This is a genomic window from Streptomyces sp. NBC_00435, assembly GCF_036014235.1.
Lineage (GTDB): Bacteria > Actinomycetota > Actinomycetes > Streptomycetales > Streptomycetaceae > Streptomyces.
Window position 1 is genome coordinate 2,977,311 of record NZ_CP107924.1, and the last position, 24,186, is coordinate 3,001,496.

17 protein-coding genes are annotated in these 24,186 nt (G+C 71.7%); 4 read left to right on the forward strand and 13 right to left on the reverse strand.

Going from position 1 to position 24,186, the window contains the following annotated elements; translation table 11 throughout:
• The first annotated feature begins 42 nt into the window (after positions 1-42).
• Complete coding sequence (locus OG389_RS13690; protein ID WP_328298756.1) at positions 43-822, forward strand: TetR/AcrR family transcriptional regulator; 780 nt, start codon at positions 43-45, stop codon at positions 820-822.
• Here OG389_RS13690 and OG389_RS13695 read toward each other — a convergent pair.
• Complete coding sequence (locus OG389_RS13695) at positions 800-2,059, reverse strand: cation:proton antiporter (RefSeq protein ID WP_328303759.1); 1,260 nt, start codon at positions 2,057-2,059, stop codon at positions 800-802. The two genes, OG389_RS13690 and OG389_RS13695, sit on opposite strands and share 23 nt — an antisense overlap.
• 165 nt (positions 2,060-2,224) lie before the next feature.
• Here OG389_RS13695 and OG389_RS13700 point away from each other — a divergent pair, with 165 nt between their 5' ends.
• Positions 2,225-2,461, forward strand: a complete 237-nt coding sequence (locus OG389_RS13700) for a heavy-metal-associated domain-containing protein (RefSeq protein ID WP_328298757.1) — start codon at positions 2,225-2,227, stop codon at positions 2,459-2,461.
• A 90-nt stretch (positions 2,462-2,551) separates the two neighbouring features.
• The gene (locus OG389_RS13705) at positions 2,552-4,843 is read left to right on the forward strand and encodes a heavy metal translocating P-type ATPase (protein ID WP_328298758.1); all 2,292 of its coding nucleotides are present in this window, start codon (positions 2,552-2,554) and stop codon (positions 4,841-4,843) included.
• A 309-nt stretch (positions 4,844-5,152) separates the two neighbouring features.
• Here OG389_RS13705 and OG389_RS13710 read toward each other — a convergent pair whose 3' ends face one another.
• Together OG389_RS13710 and recD2 are read right to left on the reverse strand one after the other, a co-directional pair.
• A complete protein-coding gene (locus OG389_RS13710; RefSeq protein ID WP_328298759.1) occupies positions 5,153-6,442 on the reverse strand; it encodes a citrate synthase in 1,290 nt (429 codons plus the stop codon).
• 183 nt (positions 6,443-6,625) lie between these two features.
• The gene (recD2, locus tag OG389_RS13715) at positions 6,626-8,872 is read right to left on the reverse strand and encodes an SF1B family DNA helicase RecD2 (RefSeq protein WP_328298760.1); all 2,247 of its coding nucleotides are present in this window, start codon (positions 8,870-8,872) and stop codon (positions 6,626-6,628) included.
• A gap of 299 nt (positions 8,873-9,171) precedes the next feature.
• Between recD2 and OG389_RS13720 the strand changes: the two genes are divergently transcribed.
• Complete coding sequence (locus tag OG389_RS13720) at positions 9,172-9,768, forward strand: DUF937 domain-containing protein (RefSeq protein WP_328298761.1); 597 nt, start codon at positions 9,172-9,174, stop codon at positions 9,766-9,768.
• A gap of 78 nt (positions 9,769-9,846) precedes the next feature.
• Here OG389_RS13720 and OG389_RS13725 read toward each other — a convergent pair whose 3' ends face one another.
• From OG389_RS13725 to hypF, 10 genes are all read right to left on the reverse strand, one after another.
• The gene (locus OG389_RS13725) at positions 9,847-10,221 is read right to left on the reverse strand and encodes a nuclear transport factor 2 family protein (RefSeq protein ID WP_328298762.1); all 375 of its coding nucleotides are present in this window, start codon (positions 10,219-10,221) and stop codon (positions 9,847-9,849) included.
• A 92-nt stretch (positions 10,222-10,313) separates the two neighbouring features.
• Positions 10,314-11,552, reverse strand: a complete 1,239-nt coding sequence (locus tag OG389_RS13730) for an aminotransferase-like domain-containing protein (RefSeq protein ID WP_328298763.1) — start codon at positions 11,550-11,552, stop codon at positions 10,314-10,316.
• Entirely contained in the window at positions 11,549-12,889 is a 1,341-nt protein-coding gene (locus tag OG389_RS13735) for an MFS transporter (protein WP_328298764.1), read from the reverse strand. The genes OG389_RS13730 and OG389_RS13735 overlap by 4 nt, the downstream gene beginning before the upstream one ends.
• Positions 12,886-15,507, reverse strand: coding sequence for an ATP-grasp domain-containing protein (locus OG389_RS13740; protein WP_328298765.1), 2,622 nt, complete (start codon positions 15,505-15,507; stop codon positions 12,886-12,888). Before OG389_RS13740 ends, OG389_RS13735 begins: the two co-directional genes overlap by 4 nt.
• A 114-nt stretch (positions 15,508-15,621) precedes the next feature.
• The gene (locus OG389_RS13745) at positions 15,622-16,917 is read right to left on the reverse strand and encodes an ATP-grasp domain-containing protein (RefSeq protein WP_328298766.1); all 1,296 of its coding nucleotides are present in this window, start codon (positions 16,915-16,917) and stop codon (positions 15,622-15,624) included.
• Entirely contained in the window at positions 16,914-18,224 is a 1,311-nt protein-coding gene (locus OG389_RS13750; protein ID WP_328298767.1) for an amidohydrolase, read from the reverse strand. The genes OG389_RS13745 and OG389_RS13750 overlap by 4 nt, the downstream gene beginning before the upstream one ends.
• Before the next feature lie 10 nt (positions 18,225-18,234).
• The gene (locus OG389_RS13755; protein ID WP_328298768.1) at positions 18,235-19,629 is read right to left on the reverse strand and encodes an MFS transporter; all 1,395 of its coding nucleotides are present in this window, start codon (positions 19,627-19,629) and stop codon (positions 18,235-18,237) included.
• Positions 19,616-20,350, reverse strand: coding sequence for a hypothetical protein (locus tag OG389_RS13760; protein WP_328298769.1), 735 nt, complete (start codon positions 20,348-20,350; stop codon positions 19,616-19,618). Before OG389_RS13760 ends, OG389_RS13755 begins: the two co-directional genes overlap by 14 nt.
• Before the next feature lie 88 nt (positions 20,351-20,438).
• A complete protein-coding gene (locus OG389_RS13765) occupies positions 20,439-21,773 on the reverse strand; it encodes a diaminobutyrate--2-oxoglutarate transaminase family protein (protein WP_328298770.1) in 1,335 nt (444 codons plus the stop codon).
• A 4-nt stretch (positions 21,774-21,777) separates the two neighbouring features.
• On the reverse strand, positions 21,778-24,183 hold the full coding sequence (gene hypF, locus OG389_RS13770; RefSeq protein WP_328298771.1) for a carbamoyltransferase HypF: 2,406 nt from the start codon (positions 24,181-24,183) through the stop codon (positions 21,778-21,780).
• Between the last annotated feature and the right edge of the window lie 3 nt (positions 24,184-24,186).

Below are 24,186 nucleotides of genomic sequence, written 5' to 3' on the forward strand. Positions count from 1 at the left end.
GTCAATCACCCACGGGAAGCAACGGGAAGCAAGGGATTGGACATGCGGGAGAACTCTCGAACCAGGAGCTCGGACAAAGCCGACGAACCGCCGGCCGAGGCCACCCCGGTCGAGGCGGCGGCAGCAGCTGCGGCAGCGGCCACCCCCCGCCGCCGCCAGGCCCGCGGTGAGCGCCGGATCGCCCAGCTGCTGTCGGCCGCCGCCGGGGTGTTCTGCCGTACGGGTTACGCCGCGGCCAGCACCAACGCCATCGCCCGGGAGGCCGGCGTGTCACCGGGCACGCTCTACCAGTTCTTCCCCAACAAGGAGGCCATCGCCGTCGAGCTGGGCGGACAGCTCCTCCAGCGCGCCCACGAGGCGCACGGCCAGGCCTTCCTGCCCGCGAACCTGGACCGGCCGCTGCCCGAACTGCTCGACGCCGTACTGGATCCGGTCATCGCCTTCAACTGCGAGAACCCGGCCTTCTGGGCGCTCATGCACGGATCCGGCGTCCCCGGCATCGCCCAGGAACACGACGAACTGCACGTCGGGATGCTGACCCGCGTCGAGGAGGTGCTGCGCACCTGCGTCACACCCCCGGGGACCGGAGAACCGGCCGCCTCCACAGGCTCCGCGGGCCCCGCGACCCCGACCGACCCGGCCGACCCCGCCGGCCCCGTCGACCTCACACACGTCGCACACATGGTCCTCGGCATCGTCAAGGCCTCGCTCGAACTGATCCTCGCCAGCGAGGGCACCGAACGGGCCGCGTACGTCGCGGAGCTGAAGACCGTACTGCTCCGCTACCTGGAGCCGCTGATCACCACGCCTCTTCCTCACTGACACGGGCCCCGCCCCCGGCCCCGACGGTCCCGGGACCGGGCCCGCCCGGACCCGCACCCGGCCCGCCCGATCGGGCCCGCATGCGCAGCCCCAGCAGCGGGAACACCAGGACGGACACCATCCCGGCCCCGACCAGCGCCGCCGCCTCCCCCGACTCGAGCTTGCCGTCCTGTACGCCCAGAGTGGTGATCGCCACCACCAGCGGCAGCGCCGTGGAGCCGAACAGCACCAGTGCCACCCGGTCGCGGCGTCCGAGGTCCCGCGGAGCCAGCAGCCACATCGGGAGCCCCCGCACCACGAGGAAGAGCAGCAGGAACACCGGCAGCAGCAGGAGCACCCACCCGCCCCCGAGCAGCGCGTCCAGGTCGAACTCGATCCCGGTGACCACGAAGAACAGCGGCACCAGGAAGCCGAAACCCATGGCCTCCACCTTCGACAGCACGGTCTCGCTGCTCTCCGGGGCGGCCCCGTGCAGCACCAGCCGGGTGATCAGTCCGGCGGCGAAGGCACCGAGCAGTACGTCGAGGCCGAGCACCTGGGAGAGCGCCAGGAACGCCACGAGGATCAGCACCACCAGCCGCACGGCGAACTGGCCGCTGCTGTGCAGGGTCTTGGCGATGACCCGGGAGAACCAGGGCGGCTTGGGCCGCAGCGCCCAGAGCACGGCCGCGGCCGTGAGCGCCGCGAAGGCGATCAGCAGCGCCGCCGAGCGGCCCGGGGCCCGTCCGCTGAGCAGCAGGGCCATCGCGATGATCGGCCCGAACTCGCCGACCGCGCCCATCGCCATCATCACGGAGCCGAACCTGTTCTGGAGGTCCCCCGAGTCCCGCAGGACCGGCAGGATCGTGCCCAGCGCGGTACTGGTGAGCGCGGTGCCGACGTAGACGCCCTTGTCGAATCCGCCACCCTCGGCCAGCAGCAGGCCGACGCCGAGCCCCAGCCCGAGGGCGACCACCCAGGCCCACACCGACCGTTTCAGGGTGTCGCCCCTGACCTGGGCGAACTGGATCTCGTAGCCGGCCAGGAAGATCAGCATCGCGAGACCGAGCTCGCTCAGTACGTCGACCACCTCGCCGGAGTGCGCCCAGCCGAGCACGTCGGGCCCGACCAGGACCCCCAGCAGGATCTCGAAGATCACCAGCGGTACGGGGAGCCAGCGCGAGACCCCGTACGCGAGCAGGGGCGCGAGCACCGCGATCGACATGATCAGGATGAGAGTGATCCCCGAGTGCGCCATGGGTGCCATTTACATACGCTTCACCCTGATTGTCCACTTCATGGATTCGTGGCACACGCTCGCATCGATACCCCCTAGGGGTATAGTCTCGGTGTGTCGGGAGGAAGGTGGGGAGATCCACCGCTTCCCGGCCGACCCGGAAACGCCCCCGAAGAGGAGAACGACATGAGCGCCGACACGGACACCCAGACCACCACCGTCTACCGGGTGACCGGCATGACCTGCGGGCACTGCGAGGGCGCGGTGACCACCGAGCTCTCCGCCCTGCCGGGTGTCGCCTCGGTCAAGGCCGTCGCCGCGACCGGTGAGGTCACCGTGGTCTCGGCCGCCCCGCTCGACGAGGCCGACGTGCGCGCCGCCGTCGACGAGGCCGGCTACGAGCTCGCCGGCCAGCAGGCCTGAGCACCCTCCTCTTCAGCAGTACCCGCCGGGCCGCACCGGCCAGCTCATACTGGTTCTGTACGGCCCGGCCCTCCCCCTGGAGCCCGGATCATGAGCAGCAGCACAGTGCACGACGGACCCATAGCGGCGACCGGCGCCGCCCCGGCCACGGCCGAGGTCGAGCTGGCCATCGGCGGGATGACCTGCGCCTCCTGCGCGGCCCGCATCGAGAAGAAGCTCAACCGGATGGACGGGGTCACCGCCTCGGTGAACTACGCCACCGAGAAGGCCAAGGTCTCCTACGCCGCGGGCGTCCAGGTCGCCGACCTCATCGCGACCGTCGTCAAGACCGGCTACACCGCCGAGGAGCCCCCGCCGCCCGAGCCCGAGCCGGTACCGGACGAGGCCCAGGACTCCACGCAGGCCCCGCCCGACCCCGAACTGGCCGCACTGCGCCAGCGCCTCCTGGTCTCCACCGCGCTCGCCCTGCCCGTCGTCCTGCTCGCGATGGTCCCGGCCCTCCAGTTCGACAACTGGCAGTGGCTCTCGCTCACCCTCGCCGCCCCCGTCGTCGTCTGGGGCGCCCTCCCCTTCCACAAGGCCGCCTGGACCAACGCCCTGCACGGCGCCGCCACCATGGACACCCTGGTCTCGGTGGGCACCCTGGCCGCCTTCGCCTGGTCGCTGTGGGCCCTGTTCCTCGGCCACGCCGGAATGCCCGGCATGCGCCACGAATTCGAGTTCGCCGTCTCCCGCACGGACGGCTCCTCGGCGATCTACCTGGAGGTGGCGGCCGGGGTCGTCGCCTTCATCCTGCTCGGCCGGTACCTGGAGGCCCGCTCGAAGCGGAAGGCCGGCGCGGCCCTCAAGGCCCTGATGCGCCTCGGCGCCAAGGACGTGGCGGTACTGCGCGGCGGCGCCGAGGTACGCATCCCCGTGAGCGCGCTCGCCGCGGGCGACCGGTTCGTCGTCCGGCCCGGCGAGAAGATCGCCACCGACGGCACGGTCGTCGAGGGCAGCTCCGCCGTGGACGCCTCCATGCTGACCGGTGAATCCGTACCGGTCGACGTCGCCGTGGGCCACACCGTCACCGGAGCCACCGTCAACACCTCCGGCCGGCTGGTCGTCGAGGCGACCCGGGTCGGCTCGGACACCCAACTCGCCCGGATGGCCAGGCTGGTCGAGGACGCGCAGAACGGCAAGGCCGAGGTGCAGCGCCTCGCCGACCGGATCTCCGGCGTCTTCGTGCCGATCGTGCTCCTCCTGGCCCTGGGCACCTGGGTGACCTGGCTGCTGATCACCGACAACCCGACGGCCGCCTTCACCGCCGCCGTGGCCGTCCTGATCATCGCCTGCCCCTGCGCCCTGGGCCTGGCCACCCCGACCGCGCTGATGGTCGGCACCGGGCGGGGAGCGCAGCTCGGCATCCTGATCAAGGGCCCCGAGGTGCTGGAGTCCACCCGCCGCGTGGACACGATCGTCCTGGACAAGACCGGCACCGTGACCACCGGCCGGATGACCCTGACCGGCACGTACCCCGCCGAAGGCGTCGACGCGCACGAACTGCTGCGCCTGGCCGGCTCGCTGGAGCACGCTTCCGAACACCCGATCGCCCGGGCCGTCGCGGTGGCGGCCGCGGACCTCACCGAGGGCCTGTCGGTCCCGGAGGGCTTCGAGAACCACGGCGGCCTCGGCGTCCAGGGCGTGGTCGACGGCCACGCCGTACTGGTGGGTCGCCAGAAGCTGCTGGCCGACTGGTCGATCGCACTGCCCGCCGGGCTTGAGGAGCGCAAGGAGGCCGCCGAGGCCGCCGGTTCCACGGCCGTCCTGGTCGCCTGGGACGGGGAGGCGCGCGGGGTGCTGACCGTGGCCGACGCGGTCAAGGAGACCAGTGCCGAGGCCGTGTCCCGGCTGCGGGCCCTGGGGTTGACCCCGGTACTGCTGACCGGCGACAACCGGGCCGTCGCCGAGACGGTGGCCCGCGAGGTGGGCATCGAGGAGGTCGTCGCCGAGGTCCTCCCGCAGGACAAGGTGGACGTCGTACGCCGGCTTCAGGCCGAGGGCCGTACGGTCGCCATGGTCGGCGACGGGGTCAACGACGCGGCCGCGCTGGCCCAGGCCGACCTGGGACTGGCGATGGGCACCGGTACCGACGCGGCGATCGAAGCGAGCGACCTGACCCTGGTGGGCGGCGACTTGCGGGTCGCGGCGGACGCGATCCGGCTCTCCCGCCGCACCCTGGCCACCATCAAGGGCAACCTGTTCTGGGCCTTCGGCTACAATCTCGCGGCGCTGCCACTGGCGGCCGCCGGACTGCTCAACCCGATGATCGCGGGGGCCGCGATGGCCTTCTCCTCGGTCTTCGTGGTGACCAACAGCCTTCGGCTGCGCTCCTTCCGCTAGTGATCACTCTTCGCAATTCGCGCACACTTCCTTCACGCGAGACGCAGATCACAGCGATCACAACGTAACCATCGGGCAGGCCCATGGGTCTAATGGGGCGATGCCAGAAACGCGTTGGGGTGTACGCGCGGTTTCTCGGCACACAGACACCCGGTCCGGGTCCCGTGGGGGGAATCCGTTCCGGGGTAAGGAAAGCGCCCCGACCTTCGACCCGTGGGGGGATCGATGGCGGGGCGCTTTTCCTTGTGTACGGCCAACCTGTTCTGCAAGTCCTGCGGGTACTGCGGGTACTGCGGATCAGCCCTCGGGTCAGCGGGACTCGACCGGGACGAAGTCGCGCAGGACCTCGCCAGTGTAGATCTGGCGCGGGCGGCCGATGCGGGAGCCGGGCTCCTTGATCATCTCGTGCCACTGGGCGATCCAGCCGGGCAGGCGGCCGATCGCGAAGAGCACGGTGAACATCTCGGTCGGGAAGCCCATGGCCCGGTAGATCAGGCCGGTGTAGAAGTCGACGTTCGGGTAGAGGTTGCGCTCGACGAAGTACTCGTCGGCCAGCGCGTGCTCTTCCAGCTTCAGCGCGATGTCGAGCAGCTCGTCGTCCTTGCCGAGCGCCGAGAGGACATCGTGTGCCGCCGCCTTGATGATCTTCGCCCGGGGGTCGAAGCTCTTGTAGACGCGGTGTCCGAAGCCCATCAGGCGGACGCCGTCCTCCTTGTTCTTCACCTTGCGGATGAAGGCGTCGACGTCGCCGCCGTCGTTCTTGATGCCCTCGAGCATCTCCAGGACGGACTGGTTGGCGCCACCGTGCAGCGGACCCCACAGGGCCGAGATGCCGGCGGAGATCGAGGCGAACATGTTCGCCTGCGAGGAGCCGACCAGGCGCACGGTGGACGTCGAGCAGTTCTGCTCGTGGTCCGCGTGCAGGATGAACAGCTTGTCGAGCGCGGCGACCACGACCGGGTCCAGGTCGTACTCCTGGGCCGGCACGGAGAAGGTCATGCGCAGGAAGTTCTCGACGTAGCCGAGGTCGTTGCGCGGGTAGACCACCGGGTGGCCGACCGACTTCTTGTACGCGTAGGCCGCGATCGTCGGGAGCTTGGCCAGCAGCCGGATCGTCGAGAGATTGCGCTGCTTCTCGTCGAACGGGTTGTGGCTGTCCTGGTAGAACGTCGACAGCGCGCTGACCACGGAGGACAGCATCGCCATCGGGTGCGCGTCGCGCGGGAAGCCGTCGTAGAAACGCTTGACGTCCTCGTGCAGCAGCGTGTGCTGGGTGATCTCGTTGCGGAACGACGCGAGCTGGTCGACGGTCGGCAGCTCCCCGTTGATCAGCAGGTAGGCGACCTCGATGAAGGTCGAGCGCTCCGCCAGCTGCTCGATCGGGTATCCGCGGTAGCGCAGGATGCCCTGCTCACCGTCGAGGTAGGTAATGGCGGACTTATAGGCGGCGGTGTTTCCGTAGCCGCTGTCCAGGGTGACCAGCCCGGTCTGAGCCCTGAGCTTCGCAATGTCGAAGCCCTGGTCACCGACGGTGCTCTCGACCACCGGGTAGGTGTATTCACCGTCCGCGTACCGCAGTACTACAGAGTTGTCGCTCACGTCATCCCTCACCGACGTAGTGCCTCTTCTTCGAGGTGCCCTGACTGCCTCTACCTTCCCCCATTTGGCGCAGGTGAGTGCACTCGGGGTCGAGCTTTGGTGTTTTTGACGGCACTGAGTGCCGCCAACCTGCTCATCCTGCCCCCTCCGCGCCGGTTGTAGGAACCCCAAATGATCGATCATCTAGGTGATGTTTCCCACCGGTATGCGGCCGGACAGTCTGGGCGCGACGGCGGTGTACCGCCTGCCTGCGGAAACGGTACGCACCGCCTGGGCAAGGGCTTTGCGGGACCCGACGAGGACGACCAGTTTCTTCGCCCTGGTCACGGCCGTGTAGAGCAGATTTCGCTGGAGCATCATCCAAGCGCCCGTGGTGACCGGGATCACCACGGCCGGATATTCACTCCCCTGGGAACGGTGGATGGTGACGGCGTACGCGTGGGCCAGCTCGTCCAGCTCCGCGAACTCGTAGGCCACTTCCTCGTCTTCGTCCGTGCGCACCGTCAGGCGCTGTTCCTCCAGGTCGAGGCCGGTGACCACGCCGACCGTGCCGTTGAAGACGCCGTTGGCCCCTTTGTCATAGTTGTTTCGGATCTGCGTGACCTTGTCGCCGACCCGGAAGACCCGGCCGCCGAACCGCTTCTCGGGAAGGTTCGGCCGGGCCGGGGTAATGGCCTGCTGGAGCAGGGCGTTGAGGTTCCCGGCGCCGGCCGGGCCCCGGTGCATGGGGGCGAGGACCTGGATGTCACGCCTCGGGTCGAGTCCGAATCTGGCTGGAATTCGACGGGCGGCGACGTCGACGGCGAGCTTTCCGGCCTCCTCGGTGTCCTCCTCGGGGAAGAGGAAGAAGTCGGGCAGCCCGTCGGTGATCGGCGGCACTCCGGTGTTGATCCGGTGGGCGTTGGTGACCACACCGGACTGCTGGGCCTGCCGGAAGATGGTGGTCAGCCGGACGGCGGGGACCGGCCCGCCCTCGGCGAGCAGATCGCGCAGCACCTCGCCCGCCCCGACCGAGGGGAGCTGGTCCACGTCCCCGACCAGCAGCAGGTGGGCACCCGGTGCCACGGCCTTGACCAGCTTGTTCGCCAGCAGCAGGTCGAGCATCGAGGCCTCGTCCACGACGACCAGGTCGGCGTTGAGCGGCCGCTCCCGGTCGTAGGCCGCGTCCCCGCCCGGTTTGAGCTCCAGCAGCCGGTGCACGGTGGAGGCCTCGGCCCCGGTGAGCTCGGCCAGCCGCTTCGCCGCCCGCCCGGTGGGAGCGGCGAGGACGACCTTGGCCTTCTTGGCGCGGGCCAGCTCCACGATCGAGCGGACGGTGAAGGACTTGCCGCAGCCCGGGCCGCCGGTGAGGACCGCGACCCGGCGGGTGAGCGCGAGGCGGACCGCGTCCCGCTGCGCGGGGGCGAGCGTGGCCCCGGTCCGGCCGGCGAGCCAGCCCAGGGCCTTGTCCCAGTCCACGTCCCGGAAGGCGGGCAGCCGGTCCTCCTCGGCGTGCAGGAGCCGGCGCACCTGACCGACCAGGGACAGCTCGGCACGGTGGAACGGCACCAGGTAGACGGCGGTCAGGGGGTCCGGCCCGCCCTGCGGGTCGGGCACCGATTCCCGTACGACCCCTTCCGGATCGGCGGCGAGCTCGGCCAGGCAGTCGATGACCAGTCCGGTGTCCACCTGGAGCAGCTTGACCCCGTCGGCGATGAGCCGGTCCTCGGACAGGAAGCAGTGCCCCTGGTCGGTGGACTGCGACAGGGCGTACTGGAGCCCGGCCTTGACCCGCTCCGGGCTGTCGTGCGGGATCCCGACCGCCTGCGCGATGCGGTCGGCGGTGAGGAAGCCGATGCCCCAGACGTCGGCGGCGAGCCGGTAGGGCTGGTTCTTCACCACCGAGATGGAAGCGTCGGCGTACTTCTTGTAGATGCGGACCGCGATCGAGGTGGACACGCCGACCCCCTGGAGGAAGACCATGACCTCCTTGATGGCCTTCTGCTCCTCCCAGGCGGCGCCGATCAGCCGGGTCCGCTTGGGGCCGAGGCCGGGCACCTCGATCAGCCGCTTCGGCTGCTCCTCGATCACGTCGAGGGTGTCGAGGCCGAAGTGCTCCACGATCCGGTCGGCGATCTTCGGGCCGATGCCCTTGATCAGGCCGGAGCCGAGGTAGCGCCGGATGCCCTGGATCGTCGCGGGCAGGAGCGTCGTGTAGTTCTCCACGGTGAACTGTTTGCCGTACTGGGCATGCGAGCCCCAGCGGCCCTCCATGCGCAGCGATTCACCCGGCTGGGCCCCGAGGAGGGATCCGACCACGGTGAGCAGGTCGCCGGCGCCGCGGCCGGTGTCGACCCGGGCGACGGTGTAACCGCTCTCCTCGTTGGCGTAGGTGATGCGCTCCAGCACCCCCTCGACCACAGCGGACCGCACGTCCGCGTTCGTCGTCATGGCCCGAAGCTACAGCCCGGCTCCGACAGCCCGCCGGGCCTGTGGAAAGACCGGGGCGAGCGGTCCGGGGAACCAGAAGGGGGTCCGGCCTTCCGGCCGGACCCCCTCACGGTTACCCCTCCCTCGCCGGACTTCCCGATCCCCCCGGATCCCTCCCCGGAAGTGCCGACGCAACATACGACCCGCGACCCCCGTCAGTGGTTGCACACGGATCCGGAACTTTACCTTTCCATTACTTCAGGCTGGCCCGCAGGCCATCCGAGGTGCCGGTGAATCGCCACAGAAGTAGCGTTTCAGGCATGAGCGAATCTTCATTCCAGGACGACGTGCTGGGCGAGCTCGGCGAGGAACGGCTGACCGAGATCGCCGGCCTCCTCGGCACCGACACCAATGGCGCCCGCGACACCGTCGCGGCCACCGTCGGTGCGATGACCGGCGACCTCCAGCAGAAGGCCGACGTGGACGACGACGACGGCAAGGAGGTCCGCCAGGCCTTCGCCGAGGTGACCGAGGCCCCGCTGGAAGGCGTGGCCACGCTCGGCGGCGGCCTGGGCGGCCTGCTCAGCGGCGGGATGATGGCCGGCGTGCTCGCCAAGGTGAGCAAGCCCGTGGCCAACGCCGTCTCGAAGAAGACCGGCATCCCCGCGCCCACCATCACCCGGGTCATCGAACTGCTGATCCCGGTCCTGCTGGCCGTCTTCGCCAAGCGCGCGGCCGCCGGCAAGGGCGGTACCGGCGCCGGCACCCCGGCGGCGGCGGGCGGCGAGTCCGCCATCCCGTCCCCCGGAGCCGTACCGGGCGCGGCGGGCGCGGCCCCGGGCGCCCCGGGCGCGGCCCCGGCCGGTGGCGGTCTCGGTGACCTGCTCGGCCAGATCCTCGGCGGCGGCAAGAAGTAGCACCGCGGGTTCACCCGTTCGGACGAGACGGGCCGGGCCGGGTCCGGGCCTCCCCGGCGGACCGGACCCGGCCCGTGCTCAGATCGCCGGACGGTAGAAGAAGGTCTTGCGGCGCTCGATCCTGCCGTCCCGTACGAGGTAGGTGTCGGCGAAGGCCTCGTCCAGGGCCGTGCCGTCCTTGTCGGCCCCGCGGAAACGCCCCCAGCAGGCGGCCGCGGCCAGTCCGCCGGTCACTTGGCTCACCTCGTGGGCCCCCGAGGTGATGATCCGTTCGTGCTCGTAGAACCGGCGGATCCGGTCGAGCCCCTCCAGCGCTGGGTAACCCGGCCGCTCGTACACGGCGCCCGGCGCGAAGACCTCGCCGAGCCGGTCCCACGAGCGGGTGTCGATCACCTGGAACAGCCGGGCCACCAGGGATTCGGCGGTCACCGGTGCGGGCGACGTCGTTGTCACGGCCTTGCTCCTTATGGGTGTGGGGAAAACGGTGCGGATGCGTGCGTGCACGCGTGGGTGCGTGCACGCGTACGTACGTACTGCCGGCCTGGTCACGCTCCGTCGGCGAGGGCCTTCTCCCAGGCCGCGGCCAGCCGCGAGACGCCCTCCTGGCGCTGCGCGTCGTCCAGGGAGGCGAAGGACAGGCGCAGGACCCGCGAGCCGTCCTCCTCCATGCAGAAGGGCGTACCCGGGACGATGGCCACTCCCTGCGCCAGCGCGTGCTCGTAAAGCGCGTCCGAGCCGACCCGCGGGTCGGTCAGCCGGCACCAGAAGAAAAGGCCGCCGCGCGGCCGCTCGAAGTCCAGCCAGGGCAGGCGCTCGCGCAGCAGCGCCTCCATGTCCCTGGCCCGGCCGCCGTACAGGCCGCGCAGTCCGGCCAGGTGGGCCGGCAGGAACTCCGGGTCCCCCAGCAGGTCGGCGAGGAGGTACTGGCCGAAGGTGTTGGTCTGCAGGTCCCCGCACTGCTTGGCGGCGACCAGCTCCCCGATGAGTTCGGCCGGGGCGACCAGGCCCGCCACCCGCAGCCCTGGGCAGACCGTCTTGGACAGGCTCATCAGCCGGACCACCCGCCCGCTGTGGACATCGGTGGAGGGCAGCCGGCCGCCCTCGAAGGCCAGGTCCCCGTACGGATCGTCCTCGACCACCAGGAAGCCGTAGCGTTCGGCCAGCGCGGCCAGGTGGCGGCGGCGCTCCTCGGAGAGCACGGCCCCGGTGGGGTTGTGGAAGTGCGGTACGACGTAGACCAGTTTGGGCCGCGCCCCGGCGATCAGGCGCTGCTCCAGCACATCGGTGCGCATCCCCCGGGCGTCGCCGGGCACCGGCAGCAGCCGGGCGCCGGCCCGCCGGAAGACCTGTACGGCGCCCAGGTAGCTCGGGTCGTCCAGGGCCACCTCGTCGCCCTCGTCGATGAGGGTCTGGGCCACGAGGTCGAGCCCCTGCTGGCTCCCGGCAGTGACCATCACCCGCTCGGGCGTGACGGGGGCGCCGGTCGCGGTGGCCCGGGCCGCGATCACCTCGCGCATCGGGGCGATGCCGTCGGTGGGGGCGTACTGGAGCGCCCGGACGGCGGAGTTGGCGAACAGCCGGTCGGTGGCCTCGGCGAGCCGGGCCACGGGGAAGCTGTCGGGGGCCGGGATCCCGCCGGCCATCGAGAGCACCCCGGGGGCGCCGGCGGCCGCCAGGATCCGGCTCACCGCGTCGGAGCGGCCCCAGCCGGTCCGCCGGGCGAGCAGCCCGCTGATGGACACGGGCGGGGCCGGGACCGCGGGAGGTTGCCGTACGGAGCTCACTTTGCGTCCACCTTCCGGGGCTGCGCGACGATCTGGGGCGGGAAGTCCTTCAGGCGCCAGACCGGCGACTTCAGGACCACCAGGACCGCGGTCAGGAAGAGCCCGGCCGTGACGAAGAGGGTCTCCCGCAGCCCGATGAGGTCACCGAGCCAACCGCCCAGCAGGGCGCCGAGCGGCAGGGTCCCCCAGGAGACGAAGCGGTAGCCGGCGTTCATCCGGCCCAGAAGGTGATCCGGGGTCATGGACTGGCGCAGGCTGATGATGTGGATGTTGGCCATGGTGCCGCCCGCCCCGATCAGGGCGAACGCGGCGACGAACAGGGCCAGCGACAGCGCTCCTCCGTTCGCCGGGGCGGCCGGGATGGCCACCGGGGCCAGGCAGCACAGCAGCAGGGCCGCCAGGATGGCCGGGCCGAGCCCGGTCTTCCGCTTGAGCCACTGCGCGAGCATCGAGCCGACCAGGGAACCCACCGCGCCCGTGCCCAGCAGCAGGCCGATGCCACCTGGCGAGATGCCGAGCGTGCGGGCCGCGTAGAGCACGAACACCGTCTGCAGCGACATCCAGCACAGGTTGTACAGCCCCGACTGGAGGGCGCAGGCCCGCAGGTGGGCGCTGTCCCAGATGATCCGGATGCCCTGGGCGATGCTGGTGCGGATCCCGGTCCGCTCCTGCTGGGGCACCGGCTCCGGCTCGACGCGCCGTACCGCGAGCAGCGTGAGCACGGAGACCAGGTAGGAGATCCCGTTGATCAGCAGGGCGTACGGGGCGGTGACCCAGCCGATCAGCAGACCGGCCAGGCCGGGTCCGCCGATCTGGGCCAGCGAACTGGTGCCCTGGAGCTTGCTGTTGCCCTCCACCAGGTGTTCCTTGCCGACCAGGGTCGGCAGGTACGACTGGTAGGAGACGTCGAAGACCACCGTGAGGGTACCGACGAGCAGCGCGGCCACGTACACGTACTCGATGCGGAGCAGGTCGAGCACGGCCAGCAGCGGTACCGCGCTGACCAGCAGCGCGCGCCCCACGTTGGCCATGATCATCAGGGGCCTGCGCCGCACCCGGTCGACCCAGACGCCGACCAGGAGGGTGACCATCAGGAACGGGGCGTAGGAGGCCGCGTTGACGAAGCCCACCTGGGAGGCGCTGGCGTCGAGCGTCAGCACCGCAGTGAGCGGCAGCGCCAGGGTCGTGACCTGGGCCCCGACCTGTGAGATCGCCTCCCCGGACCAGAACTTGAGGAATTCCGGGTCCCGCCAGAGCGTGGAGGGCGTGGCGGCGGCCGGGTGAGCGGCCGTCACCTCCTCCAGCGGCTCGGCGGCCCCGTTCCCGATGTCGGTCACTTGGTTTCCACTCCCTCTGCCGCCGGGGCGACGTGGAACGCACAGCCGATCTGGGCGCCGCGCAGCATGCTCACGATGCCGACGGCCGGGTCGGTGACGCCGCGGGCCAGGGTGCCGGCGTAGTGCCCGTCGACCATCAGCGTCCCGTAGGCGACGGCCATGTCCTCGCAGGTCTCGCCGTCCTCGGAGAGGAAGCGCTCGGTGGTCGGCAGCAGCCGGTGCTGCAGGACGTACGGGCCGTCGACGGCCTGGCGCAGCCTGGCCACCCACTCCTTCTGGTCGGTGGTCCAGCCGGGGGTCACACCGACGCCGCCGTAGAGCAGGGTGGGCTTGAGGACCAGGTGGTCCTTGTTGGCGATGGCGTAGGGCAGCAGGTCGATCTTCTCGCCGCCGAAGGTGACCTTCTCGTCGCGGACGAACCGGGTCCACGGGAGGATCCGGTCGATCAGCTCGCGCTCGGCCTCGGTGAAGACGGCGCGGTTGCGCTCGTCGCTGAGCATCGCGAGGCTGCCCTTGTTGCCGTAGAGCTCGCAGTCCAGCGGGGCGAACAGTTCGACCGTGCCGGCCTCGACGGCGTCGAGCAGCGGGTTGACGAGGGCGTAGGTGCGGGGCTCGTCCGGCATTTCGCCGGGCAGGAACATCCGGTAGACCACGTCGACCTTGCGGCCCTGGTGGAGGACCTTGGCGTCCTCGTAGGCGAAGTCGCCCAGGTGGCAGACGACGGGCTCGAAGCCGAGCCGCTCGAAGGCCGGGACGACGAACTCCATCCAGCACTTGGACTTCTCGAAGCCCTCCGGCCAGTCGGTGATCGCCAGCAGCGGCCGCTCCACGCCTTCCAGGGTCGGCGCCTGGCGGCGCAGCACCTCGGTGATGCGGGCGAGCGGGTCGGGGTAGACCAGGCCCTCGGCGGCCGCGAACTCCGCGAACTCCTCGTCCTGGATCAGGGCGCGGGCGAACTCGCCCATCTGCCAGCCGCCCAGCGAGGAGCCGGTGTTGAGCTCCATGACGCGGAATCCGCCGGTCTCTCGGTACAGGTCGGCGCGGGAGAGCGGGGCGAGCTCCTCGGAGGAGCCGCGCAGGACCAGGTCGGCCTGGGTGGCGGACATTCCGACGGCGGTGGCGAAGGCGCGCAGGTCGCCGCCGAAGAGCCGGTCGGGGACCGCCTTCAGCAGTTCGAAGAGGCCGTTCAGGTCGTTCTCCAGGCCGGTGACGTCGGCCTCGCTGAGGAAGACGGGGCGGTTGAGCCCCTCGCCGCCGCCCGCTCCGTAGCGGAACCACTCCACGCCGCGGACGCCCGAGACGGTCTGGCGGGCCGCGGTGCGCTCGTGGTCGAAGAAACGGCGGGTCACGGCGTTCTCGACGCGGGCGCCGAGCCGGTGCGCGGCGACTCCGGAGACCTCCGTGCGGGAGAGCGCCTCGGCGTCGTCCAGGGCGCGGCGGGTGCCCGCCGGGGTCCCGCTCACCGCGACGAGCGCGGCGGAACGCGGGGTCAGCCCGCGCGGCGGGAGCAGCAGCTCGTCGCCGGGCTCCACGAGCGCGACGGCCTCGACCAGGTCCTCGACCTCGTCGGGGGCGGGCAGTACGACCCGGTCGACGGCGCCGTCGTAGGCCGGGTAGAGGAAGCGGACCTCGGCGCTCAGGGCGCGCGTCGGGGTGATGTCGGGGGTCTCCTCGAAGGCGATCCTGGCAGCGGCCAGCGGCAGGTCCACGCCGGTCGCCAGCTTGTTCAGGTGCGGGATGAGGTCCCCGCCGAGCCGGCCGTTGAGCTCGATCAGGCGCGGGCCGTTCGCGGCGACCCGCAGTTCGGTGTGGGTCACGCCGTAGTCGACTCCGGCCGCGCGGTGGGAGTCCTGGACCAGCTGGGTGACGGCGTCCGCCCACGGCTCGTGCCGCCAGTCGGTGACCAGGTGGCCGACCTCCTCGAAGTACGGGTGGGCACCCAGCCGCTTGCGGGCCACGCACACCGGGGTGGCCACGCCGTCCACGACGACGCTGTCCACGCTCAGTTCGGGGCCTTCGATGAACTCCTCGATCAGGACCGAGGCGGTGGTGCCGGCGCCGCGCAGCCGGCTGGTGGAGGCGAGCCGGAAGGCCCGGCGCAGGCCGTCCACGTCGCGGGCCATCATCACGCCGAAACTGCCGCCGAGGGTGCGGGGCTTGACGACGACGGGGAAACCGATGGACTCGGCGGCGGCGACCGCCTCCTCCTCGGTGGTGGCCGGAATGTAGCGGACGGCGGCCATCCCGGCCGCCTCCAGGGCCTGGCGGGTGGCGTACTTGTCGCGGCAGATCTTGGCGGCCGCCGGGTCCATGGCCCGCATGCCCAGCTTCTTGGCGACCGAGGACACCGCGACCAGGGACCACTCGTCCCAGGTGACGACGGCGGCGTCCGCGACCTCGCCCCGCAGATCGGCGACCGGGGCGTACAGCTTGGCGGCGTCCGTGGTGTCCGCGATCCGGTGGGTGTCCACGTAACGGGCCTGCCAGGTGGGCGCCTCCGGTGCGACGAGCGTCACCTCGTAGTGCTGGGCGAGGGAGGCCAGGGCGTACTCCCGGTACTGCTGTATCCGGCTGCCTACGAGGATGACGCGCTGGCGTTCGGAGGTCTTGAGGACCACGGTGGAATCCTTTCCGGTGCGGGGCGTGGCGTGCGTGACGCCCCAGGAAACAGAAGGTGCGACAGGGGTTCGGGCGGAGCGCGCCGCGGGCTGGTCCGCGCGGCGCGCCGTGCGTCAGCTCTTCGGGTCGGGTGGACCGTCCACCGGTGCGCAGGTCAGCCGGAAGGAGTTCGCGGCCTCGGTGATGGCCGCCTCGACCTCCCGGGTGGAGGCGCCGCGGAAGCGGAATCGGGTGCCGACGTGCTCGTAGCCGCTGATCGCCGGGGCCACACTGCCGACCGGGGTGTGCATGACGGCGTACGGGAGCCGCTCGGGCGCGGGTTCCCGTACCCAGCCGGCGGCTTCGACCCGGCAGGGGGCGGGCACGGGCAGCGGGAGCAGCAGGTAGCCGCCGACCTCGCCGGTCTTCAGGGGGGACAGGACGGGGGTCAGACCCAGCTGGATGTCCACGGCGGCGGCCATCAGGTCGATGCCGTGGACGTCGCGCCAGGTGAAGGGGATCTCCCCGCCGCCCACCCGGGCCCCGCACTCCAGGAAGACCAGCGCGGGCCCGCCGCCGGGCGCCGCGGTGACGAAGGCCTCCAAGTGGAAGACCCAGGGCTGGGAGCCGCCGAGGGCGGGTCCCACGGCCGCGGCGAAGGCCTCGACCGCCTCCAGCAGCGCCGGGTCGTCCTCCTCCACGGAGCCGAGCCAGGTGCCCTGGGTGAAGTCGGCGCAGGTGCCGCCCACGTAGCGCGAGACGGTCCAGCTGCCCAGCGAATCCCCTTCCCACAGACCGTCGATGTGCAGGATCGGCCCGTCCACGTAGGTCTGGACGAGGTGCGGTTCGGCGGCGAGGGCGGCGGCCAGCCCGGTGGGTACGGCCGGTCCGTCCGGAGCGGTCAGTGCGGCCAGTTCCGCGGCGGAGTCGATCTGGACGACGCCCCGGCTGGCGGTGCCCCGGTGCGGCTTGACCACCACCGGCCAGCCGTGGGCTTCGCCGAAGGCGAGCACGGCGGCCGGGTCGGGCGCGGGGGCGAAGGCCGGCACCGGCAGACCGGCCGCCTCGGCCGTACGGCACATGGTCAGCTTGTCGCGGAACACGGCCAGCTCGGCGGCGCTCTGGCCGGGGATCGCGAACTCCCCGCGGATCACCGCGGCCGTGTCCAGATCGCCCTCGTTGAGGGCGATCAGCCGCGCCGGGGCGCCGAAGCGGGCGACGAGCCCGGCGACGGCCGCGCGCACGGCGGGCAGGTCGTCGGTCAGCGCGACTGTGGTCACCGCGGCGGCGGCCGGAGGTAAGGAGGCCCGGCCGAGCTCGGTGCTCACGTAGGTGACGTGGGCGGCGGCGTGGTCGAGGTAGTCGGCGTAGTGCGCGTGGGTGTCGCGCCAGCGGTGCAGGACGATGATGTGCGGCCGGTGTGCGCTCATGCCGTCCCGGCCCCCTCACCCGCGTCGGCGGAGTCGGCGGTCACGGCATCAGCGGTCGCGTCGGCGGCAAGCCAGGGCAGTGCGGCCGTGGCCATCGTGCGGACGCCCACGGACAGGGCGGGGCCGGCTACGGGGGCGAAGGTGGAGGAGTGGTTCTGCGGGAGCTCCTCCAGCTTGCCGGCGGCGAAGGCCTCGCCGAAGGCCTGCGGGTCGAGACCGCCGTAGAACCAGTACACCGAGGGCACCTGGGCGGCCGTCGCGAGGAGGCCGAAGTCCTCGCTCGCGGTGGTCGGGCCCATCGTCATGACGGCGCCGGCCCCGAAGTGGTCGCGGTGGGCATTGGCCACCCGCTCGGCGGCCTCCGTGTCGTTGACGGTCATCGGCAGGTGGTAGACGGAGGTGATCTCCGGGTCGGCGGTCGCTCCCGCGGCCGCCGATTCGGCGCGCGCCAGGCGCTCGATGGCCGCGAGGACCTTCTCCCGGACCGGCGCGGAGCTGGTGCGCACGTTGATGCCGAGCTCGGCGGTGTCGGGTATGACCGCGGCGGTCGTACCGGCCTGCAGTTTGCCGACGGTGACGACCACCGGTTCCTGGGCTGCGATCTCGCGGGAGACCACCGTCTGCAGGCGCAGCACCAGCGAGGCCGCCATCACCACGGGGTCCACGGCGGCCTCGGGCTTGGAGCCGTGACCGCCGCGCCCGAACAGCTTGACCGTGATGGAGTCGGTGGCGCCCATGACCGTTCCCGGCAGGGTCGCGATGAGCCCGGCCGGGCCGGGTCCCACGTGCGAGCCGAGGATCACGTCGGGGCGCGGGAAGCGCTCGAACAGGCCGTCGTCGACCATCTCGCGGGCTCCGTAGCCGCTCTCCTCGCCCGGCTGGAAGACCGCGACGACGGTGCCCCGCCAGGCCCCCCGGTTGCGGGCGAACAGTTCACAGGTGCCGATCAGCGCGGCCACGTGCAGGTCGTGGCCGCAGGCGTGCATCACCGGGACCTCGGCGCCCGTCTCGTCGGTGGCGGTTTCGGTGCTCGCGTAGGGCAGCCCGGTGGTCTCCTTCACGGGCAGCGCGTCCATGTCCGCGCGCAGCATGGCCACCGGGCCCTCGCCGTTGCGCAGGACCGCGACCACGCCGGTGCGGCCGACGCCGGTGGTGACCTCCCAGCCGCCCTGGGCGGCGAGCCGCTCGGCGACCAGGGCCGCCGTCCGCTTCTCCTGGAAGGCCAGTTCGGGGTGGGTGTGCAGTTCGCGGTAGTCGGCCTCCAGGGCCGGCATCAGCGCGTCGAGTCCTTCGAGCAGTGCAGTCATGTCGTCCTTCTCAGGCATGAGGGGTTACGGACACGGGGTGTTCGCGCACACCCCATGAGGCGGCCAGCGCCGCCGCGGCGGTCAGTGCGGGCCACCACGGCAGCCAGTCGTTGTGGCCCGCCGACCTCAGGAGCTCCGCGAGCATCGGGAAGGTGCCGCCGAAGAGGCTGATCGCGGCCGCGGTGGGCAGTCCCACGGCGACGGCGCGCACCGCCGGCGGGAACAGCTGCCCCGCGAAGACGTTGCTCACCGCCAGTGGCAGGCCCAGCAGGAAGAGCAGGACCACGGTGACCAGTTGGACGGGGACCCGTCCGGAAGTCATCGCCATCAGCAGCGGCACGGAGCCCAGGGCGAGTCCGGCGAAGCCCAGGCGCAGGACGGGCAGGGCGCCGAACCGGTCGGCCGCCCTGCCGCCGCCGAGCATCGCGAGGAGCAGCGCCACCATGCCGAGGAGCAGGGCGGCGGAGGTCTCCTCCTTGGTGGCGGCCCCGGCGCTGTCCGCGTAGGACGGGAAGTCGACGGTGACGAAGTAGAAGGTGGTGGTCGCCCCGGAGGTGATGGCGAACACCACGGCCAGGCGCCCGAGATGGGCCCGCAGCACCGGCCAGGGGCTCGGCGCCTTCACCACCGCCGCCTTCGCCGTCGGCGCCTTCGCCTCCGGTGACTTCGCCGTCGGTGCCTTCGCCGCGGCCGTGAAGACGCTGCTCTCCGCCGCTCCGCGCCGGATCCACAGGGCCGTGAGACCGAGCAGTCCGCCGAAGACGAAGCCGAACCGCCAGGCGCCGTCCTCGACGCCGGTCTCCCCGAACACCCCCAGCAGGACGTTCATCACGATGAAGGACAGTGCGCTGCCCAGCACCACGCCCCCGTAGGAGACGGCGCTGTAGAAGTAGCGGCGCCCGGCCGGCGCGGTCTCCGTGACGTACGCGGCCACGCTCGGGTTCTCCGCTCCGACCGACAACCCCTGCACCAGCCGGGCACCGACCACCAGGAGCGGCGCGGCCAGGCCGATGGACGCGTAGCCCGGTACGACCGCGAGGAACAGCGATCCGGCCGCGATCAGGCCGACGGTGAGGGTCAGTCCGAAGCGCCGGCCGCGGGTGTCGGTGAGCCGGCCGATGAGCACGCTGCCCAGCGGCCGGACCAGGAAGCCCAGGGCGAAGCCGAGGTAGGCGGCGATGAGTTTGGCGGTGGGTGAGGTGCCGGGGAACAGCGCCTCGGCGAAGTAGGGGGCGAGGATGCCGTAGATGGTCCAGTCGTAGGCCTCGACGACCGAGCCGACGGTGGCGGCGGCCAGTTCCCTGCGGGGGCGCCGGGCCGGCGCGGCGGCGGTGGTGGTGTCCGCCGCCGCACCGGCCGCCGGGACGCCGCCCCCCGCGTGACGGTCGGTCTCAATGCTGGTCATCTGTTACTCCGTAGACCCTGATCAACGAGTTGTCCCGGCCCGGGAACGGCACGGCGTGCAGCCGTACCCCGGTCGCCGGGAGCGCCTCCAGGCCGGTCAGGCCCGTGAGGGCGGGCAGACCGGCGGCGGCGAGCGCCGCCGCCACCGGTCCGTCGCCCTGCCGGCTGTCGGTCGCCACGAGGGCCGCGCCCTGCCCGGCGAGCAGGTCCACGGCGTCCTCGGTCAGGTACGGGCCGGCCGCGCGGCCGGTCTGCACCACGACGGCGTGCCCCGCGAGGTCGAAGGGCGCCAGCGCGAGCCGGTCCGCGACCGGCTGTCCGGCTCCCAGGAGCCGGACCAGGACCACGGGAAGGTCCACCAGACCGGCCAGGGCCGGTGCGGCGGTGCCCGGACCCGCCGGCCAGGAGGCCCGGGTCGCGGGTCCGGTCAGGTCCGCCGCGGCGGCGCGGTCCGGGCCGGTGGCACCGGTGTTGCGCGAACCCTTGTGGGGCTCCTGGACCAGCTCCCGGCGAGTGATCTTCGTACTGCCGACCATCAGCAGTCCGAGGTGGCGCACCACCAGTTCGCCCAGTTCCGCGTCGCCGATGTCGGCGCCGGGGATGTCCAGGCGGAACCCCTGCATCTGCAGGGCGCCTCCGTTGCTGAAGACGACCTCGGCGTCGAAGTCGACCCGCCACTGAGCGCCGTTGGTTGCCGTGGTTCCCGTGGTTCCCGTGGTCATGTTCTCTGTCCTCGCGTTCGTGGATCCGCCGCTCAGCGGATCCGTGCTCTGCCGTGCCTGCCCAACCGGCCCGTGCGGCCCGTCCGGCTCAGGCGCAGTCGATCAGAGCTTTCTCCAGAGCCGCCGCCATCTCGTGGATCTCCTCCTCGGTGATCACCAGTGGCGGAAGCAGGCGGAGTACGGCGCCGTGCCGGCCGCCGCTCTCCAGCAGCAGCCCGTGGTCCAGGCAGGCCCGCTTGACGCGCTTGGCCCGGGCGCCGTCGGCGGGCAGGGTGCCCAAGTGGTCCGCCGGGCCCTCGGGGTCCACGATCTCGATGCCCCACATCAGGCCCCGGCCCCGGACCTGGCCGATCTCCGGGTGGTCCGCGGCCAGCCGGCCGAGCAGGCCCTCGATCAGCCGGCCCTTGGCGGCGGCCTTCTCGATCAGGCCCTCGGACTCCGTGACCCGCATCCCGGCGAGTCCCGCGACCAGGGCGATCTGGTTGCCGCGGAAGGTGCCCGCGTGGGCGCCGGGCGACCAGGAGTCGTACTTGCCGTGGTAGAGCAGCAGCGCCAGCGGGAAGCCGCCGCCGGCTGCCTTGGACACGAGGACAGCGTCCGGCTCGATCCCGGACTCCTCGAAGGCCCACATGGTGCCGGTGCGCCCGAATCCGGCCTGGATCTCGTCCAGGACCAGCGGGATGTCCAGCCGGGCGGTGATCTCCCGCAGCCCGCGCAGCCAGGCGGCCGGCGCGGGGATGACCCCGCCCTCGCCCTGGACCGCCTCGACGAAGATCGCGGCCGGTCTGGTGATGCCGCTCTCCGGGTCGGTGAGCAGCCGCTCGATGTAGGTCAGGCCGGCCTGGATGCCCGCCTCGCCGCCGAGTCCGAAGGGGCAGCGGTAGTCGTAGGGATAGGGCAGGTGGTGGACGTCCGGCATGAGGGAGGGCACGGACTCCTTGGCACCCAGGTTGCCGGTGAGGGCCAGCGCCCCGGCCGTCATCCCGTGGTAGGCGCCGTGGAAGGACATGACCGTCCGGCGGCCGGTGGCGGTCTTGAACAACTTGATCGCGGCCTCGGTGGCGTCGGTGCCCGCCGGTCCGCAGAACTGCGTCTTGAAGGTGTCGGCCATGGTTCCCGGCAGCCGTGCGTACAGCGCCTGCAGGTACTCGTACTTGGCCGGGGTGGTCAGGTCCAGCGCCTGCTGGACTTGACCGGAGGTGAGGTACTCCCCCACCTTGTCCAGTACTTCGGGGTGGTTGTGCCCCAGGGCGAGGGTGCCCGCCGCGGCGAGGCAGTCCAGGTATTCACGGCCGTGCCCGTCGCGGATCCGCGCGCCGCGGCCTTCGGTGAGGAGCTTGCCGAAGGCGTTGGCGTAGGTCCGGGCGCCCGATTCGCGCGCCTCGACGAATGTGTACATCTCGTCCGGCGTGAGGGTGGTCACGTCTTCACTTCCTCAGGTGTGAGCGGGCGTCGGCGACCATGACCTGACCGAGGGCGATCCCTCCGTCATTGGTCGGCACGAGCCGCTGGACATAGGTGTCGAAACCGTCGGCGGTCAGCCCGGTCAGACAGTTGAGCAGCAGGAACTCGTTGAGGAACACGCCTCCGGAGAGGGCGACCTGGTTGACCCCGGTCGCCTCCCGCAGGGCCTTGCAGCGCTCCCGGACCATCTCGACGACGGCCGTGTGGAAGCGGCGGCTGATCCGGTCCACGGGCAGTCCGGCGGCGATGTCGGCGGCCATGGCCCGGATCACGGGCCGCGGGTCCACCTCGGTCAGGCCGTCGGTCTCGTAGGCCCCGAAGCGGTACGAGGCCTCGTCCTCCTGGGTCGCGTCGCGGTCCAGCAGGCCTTCCAGCTCGATCGGGCCCTGGGCCTCGTACTCGGCCTTCGCGCAGACCCCGGCGAGGGCGGCGGCCCCGTCGAAGAGCCGGCCCATGCTGGACGTCGGCGGGGAGTTGATGCCGCGGGCGGCCATCCTCGCGAAGACCTGGCGCCGCTGCTCGTCGAGGACGGCCAGGGCGGGGAAGCCAGCCAGGGCCCGGTCCCCGTCGCCGTCGAAGGCGTCCAGGGCCAGTGCGTATCCCGTGCGGATGGGTTCGCGTACGGCCTGGTCCCCGCCGATCAGCGGCAGCCCGCGCATCCGGCCGACGCGGCGGAAGGAGGCGAAGTCCCCGAGGAGGAACTCCCCGCCCCAGACCGTGCCGTCCTCGCCGTATCCGAAGCCGTCGAAGATGACGCCCAGGGTGGTGCCGCTCACGTGGTTCTCCGCCATGCAGGAGGCCATGTGCGCGTGGTGGTGCTGCACTTCGACGGTCACGCCGGCCGGGCCGGTGCCGTCGTCGTCCAGGGCGGCACGGGTGGAGCGGAACTGCGGGTGCATGTCGTGCGCGGTGATCTCCGGCTTGAGCGCGTACAGCTGCGCCAGGTGCCGGGCGGTGCGGTGGTGCGCGGCGAAGGTCTCGTCGTTCTTGAGGTCGCCGATGTGCTGGCTGAGGAAGACCTGGGAGCCGTTGGTGAGGGCCACGGTCGTCTTCAGTTCGGCCCCGAGGGCGACCACGGGGGCCACCTCCCGGCCGACGTCCACCGGGTAGGGCGCGTAACCGCGGGCCCGGCGGATGAACTGGAGCAGCGGCTCGTCGAGTTCGGGGTGGTGCGAGAGGCGGACCACCGAGTCGTCGACGCGGATCTCGATGTCGCGGTCGTGGTAGAGGATCACGTCCGCGATCTCGAAGAGCTGCTCCAGGGCCTCCTCGTTGCGGTAGGCGATGGGGTAGCCGGAGATGTTGCCGCTGGTGGCGACGAGCGCTTCGAGTCCGGGCTCGTCCAGCAGCAGGTGGTGGTGGGGCGCCGACGGCAGCATGATCCCGAGGTTGGGGTTGCGCGGGGCCACGGACTCCGGGAGGGAGCCGGCGCGCTTGCGCGCCAGCAGGATGGGCCGGGCCGGCGAGCGCAGGACGTCGATCTCCGCATCGGAGAGCTCCACCAGGCGCTGTGCGGTGGCGAGGTCGCGGACCATCACCGCGAACGGCTTGGAGTCGCGGCGCTTGCGGCCGCGCAGCAGGGCCACGGCCTCCGCGTTGGTGGCGTCCACCACGAGGTGGAAGCCGCCGACGCTCTTCATGGCCGCGATCCCGCCGTCCGCCAGGACCCGGGCGGCCCGCAGGAGCGCCTCGTCCCCTTCGGCCGTGTTCCCCTCGCGGTCCTGGAGCAGCAGCCTGGGGCCGCAGTCCGGGCACGCGTTGGGCTGCGCGTGGTAGCGCCGGTCCATCGGGTCCTCGTACTCGTTCTTGCAGTCCGCGCACATGGTGAAGGAGGCCATGGTGGTCATCGGACGGTCGTACGGCAGGTCCTGGATGATGGAGTACCGGGGCCCGCAGTTGGTGCAGTTGATGAAGGGGTAGCGGTGCCGGCGGTCCTTCGGGTCGCGAAGTTCCGCCTGGCAGTCGCCACATACGTGGGTGTCCGCCGGGAGCAGTGCGGACCGGGCTCCGGTGTGCTCGCTGTGCACGATGGTGAACGGACCGCCGGGCACGGTGCCCGGGGTCAGTCCCCTGGTCGGCCGGACCTCGTCCACCCGGGCGAGTTCGGGGGCGCGGCCACTCAGGCCGGCCGCGAACTCCGTCAGGGCGGCCACCGGTCCGGACACCTCGACCAGCACACCCTCGGGGTCGTTGCGAACCCAGCCGGAGAGGTCGAGTTCACGGGCCAGTTTGTAGACGAACGGCCGGTAGCCGACGCCCTGGACCACGCCGGTGACGCGGATGCGCCACTCCTCCGTACCCGCTGCGGGCCCTGCGCTGTGATCGGTCTCCGCGGCCTCGGTGGTCGCCGCGGTCTGCTCGGTGCTCATGGC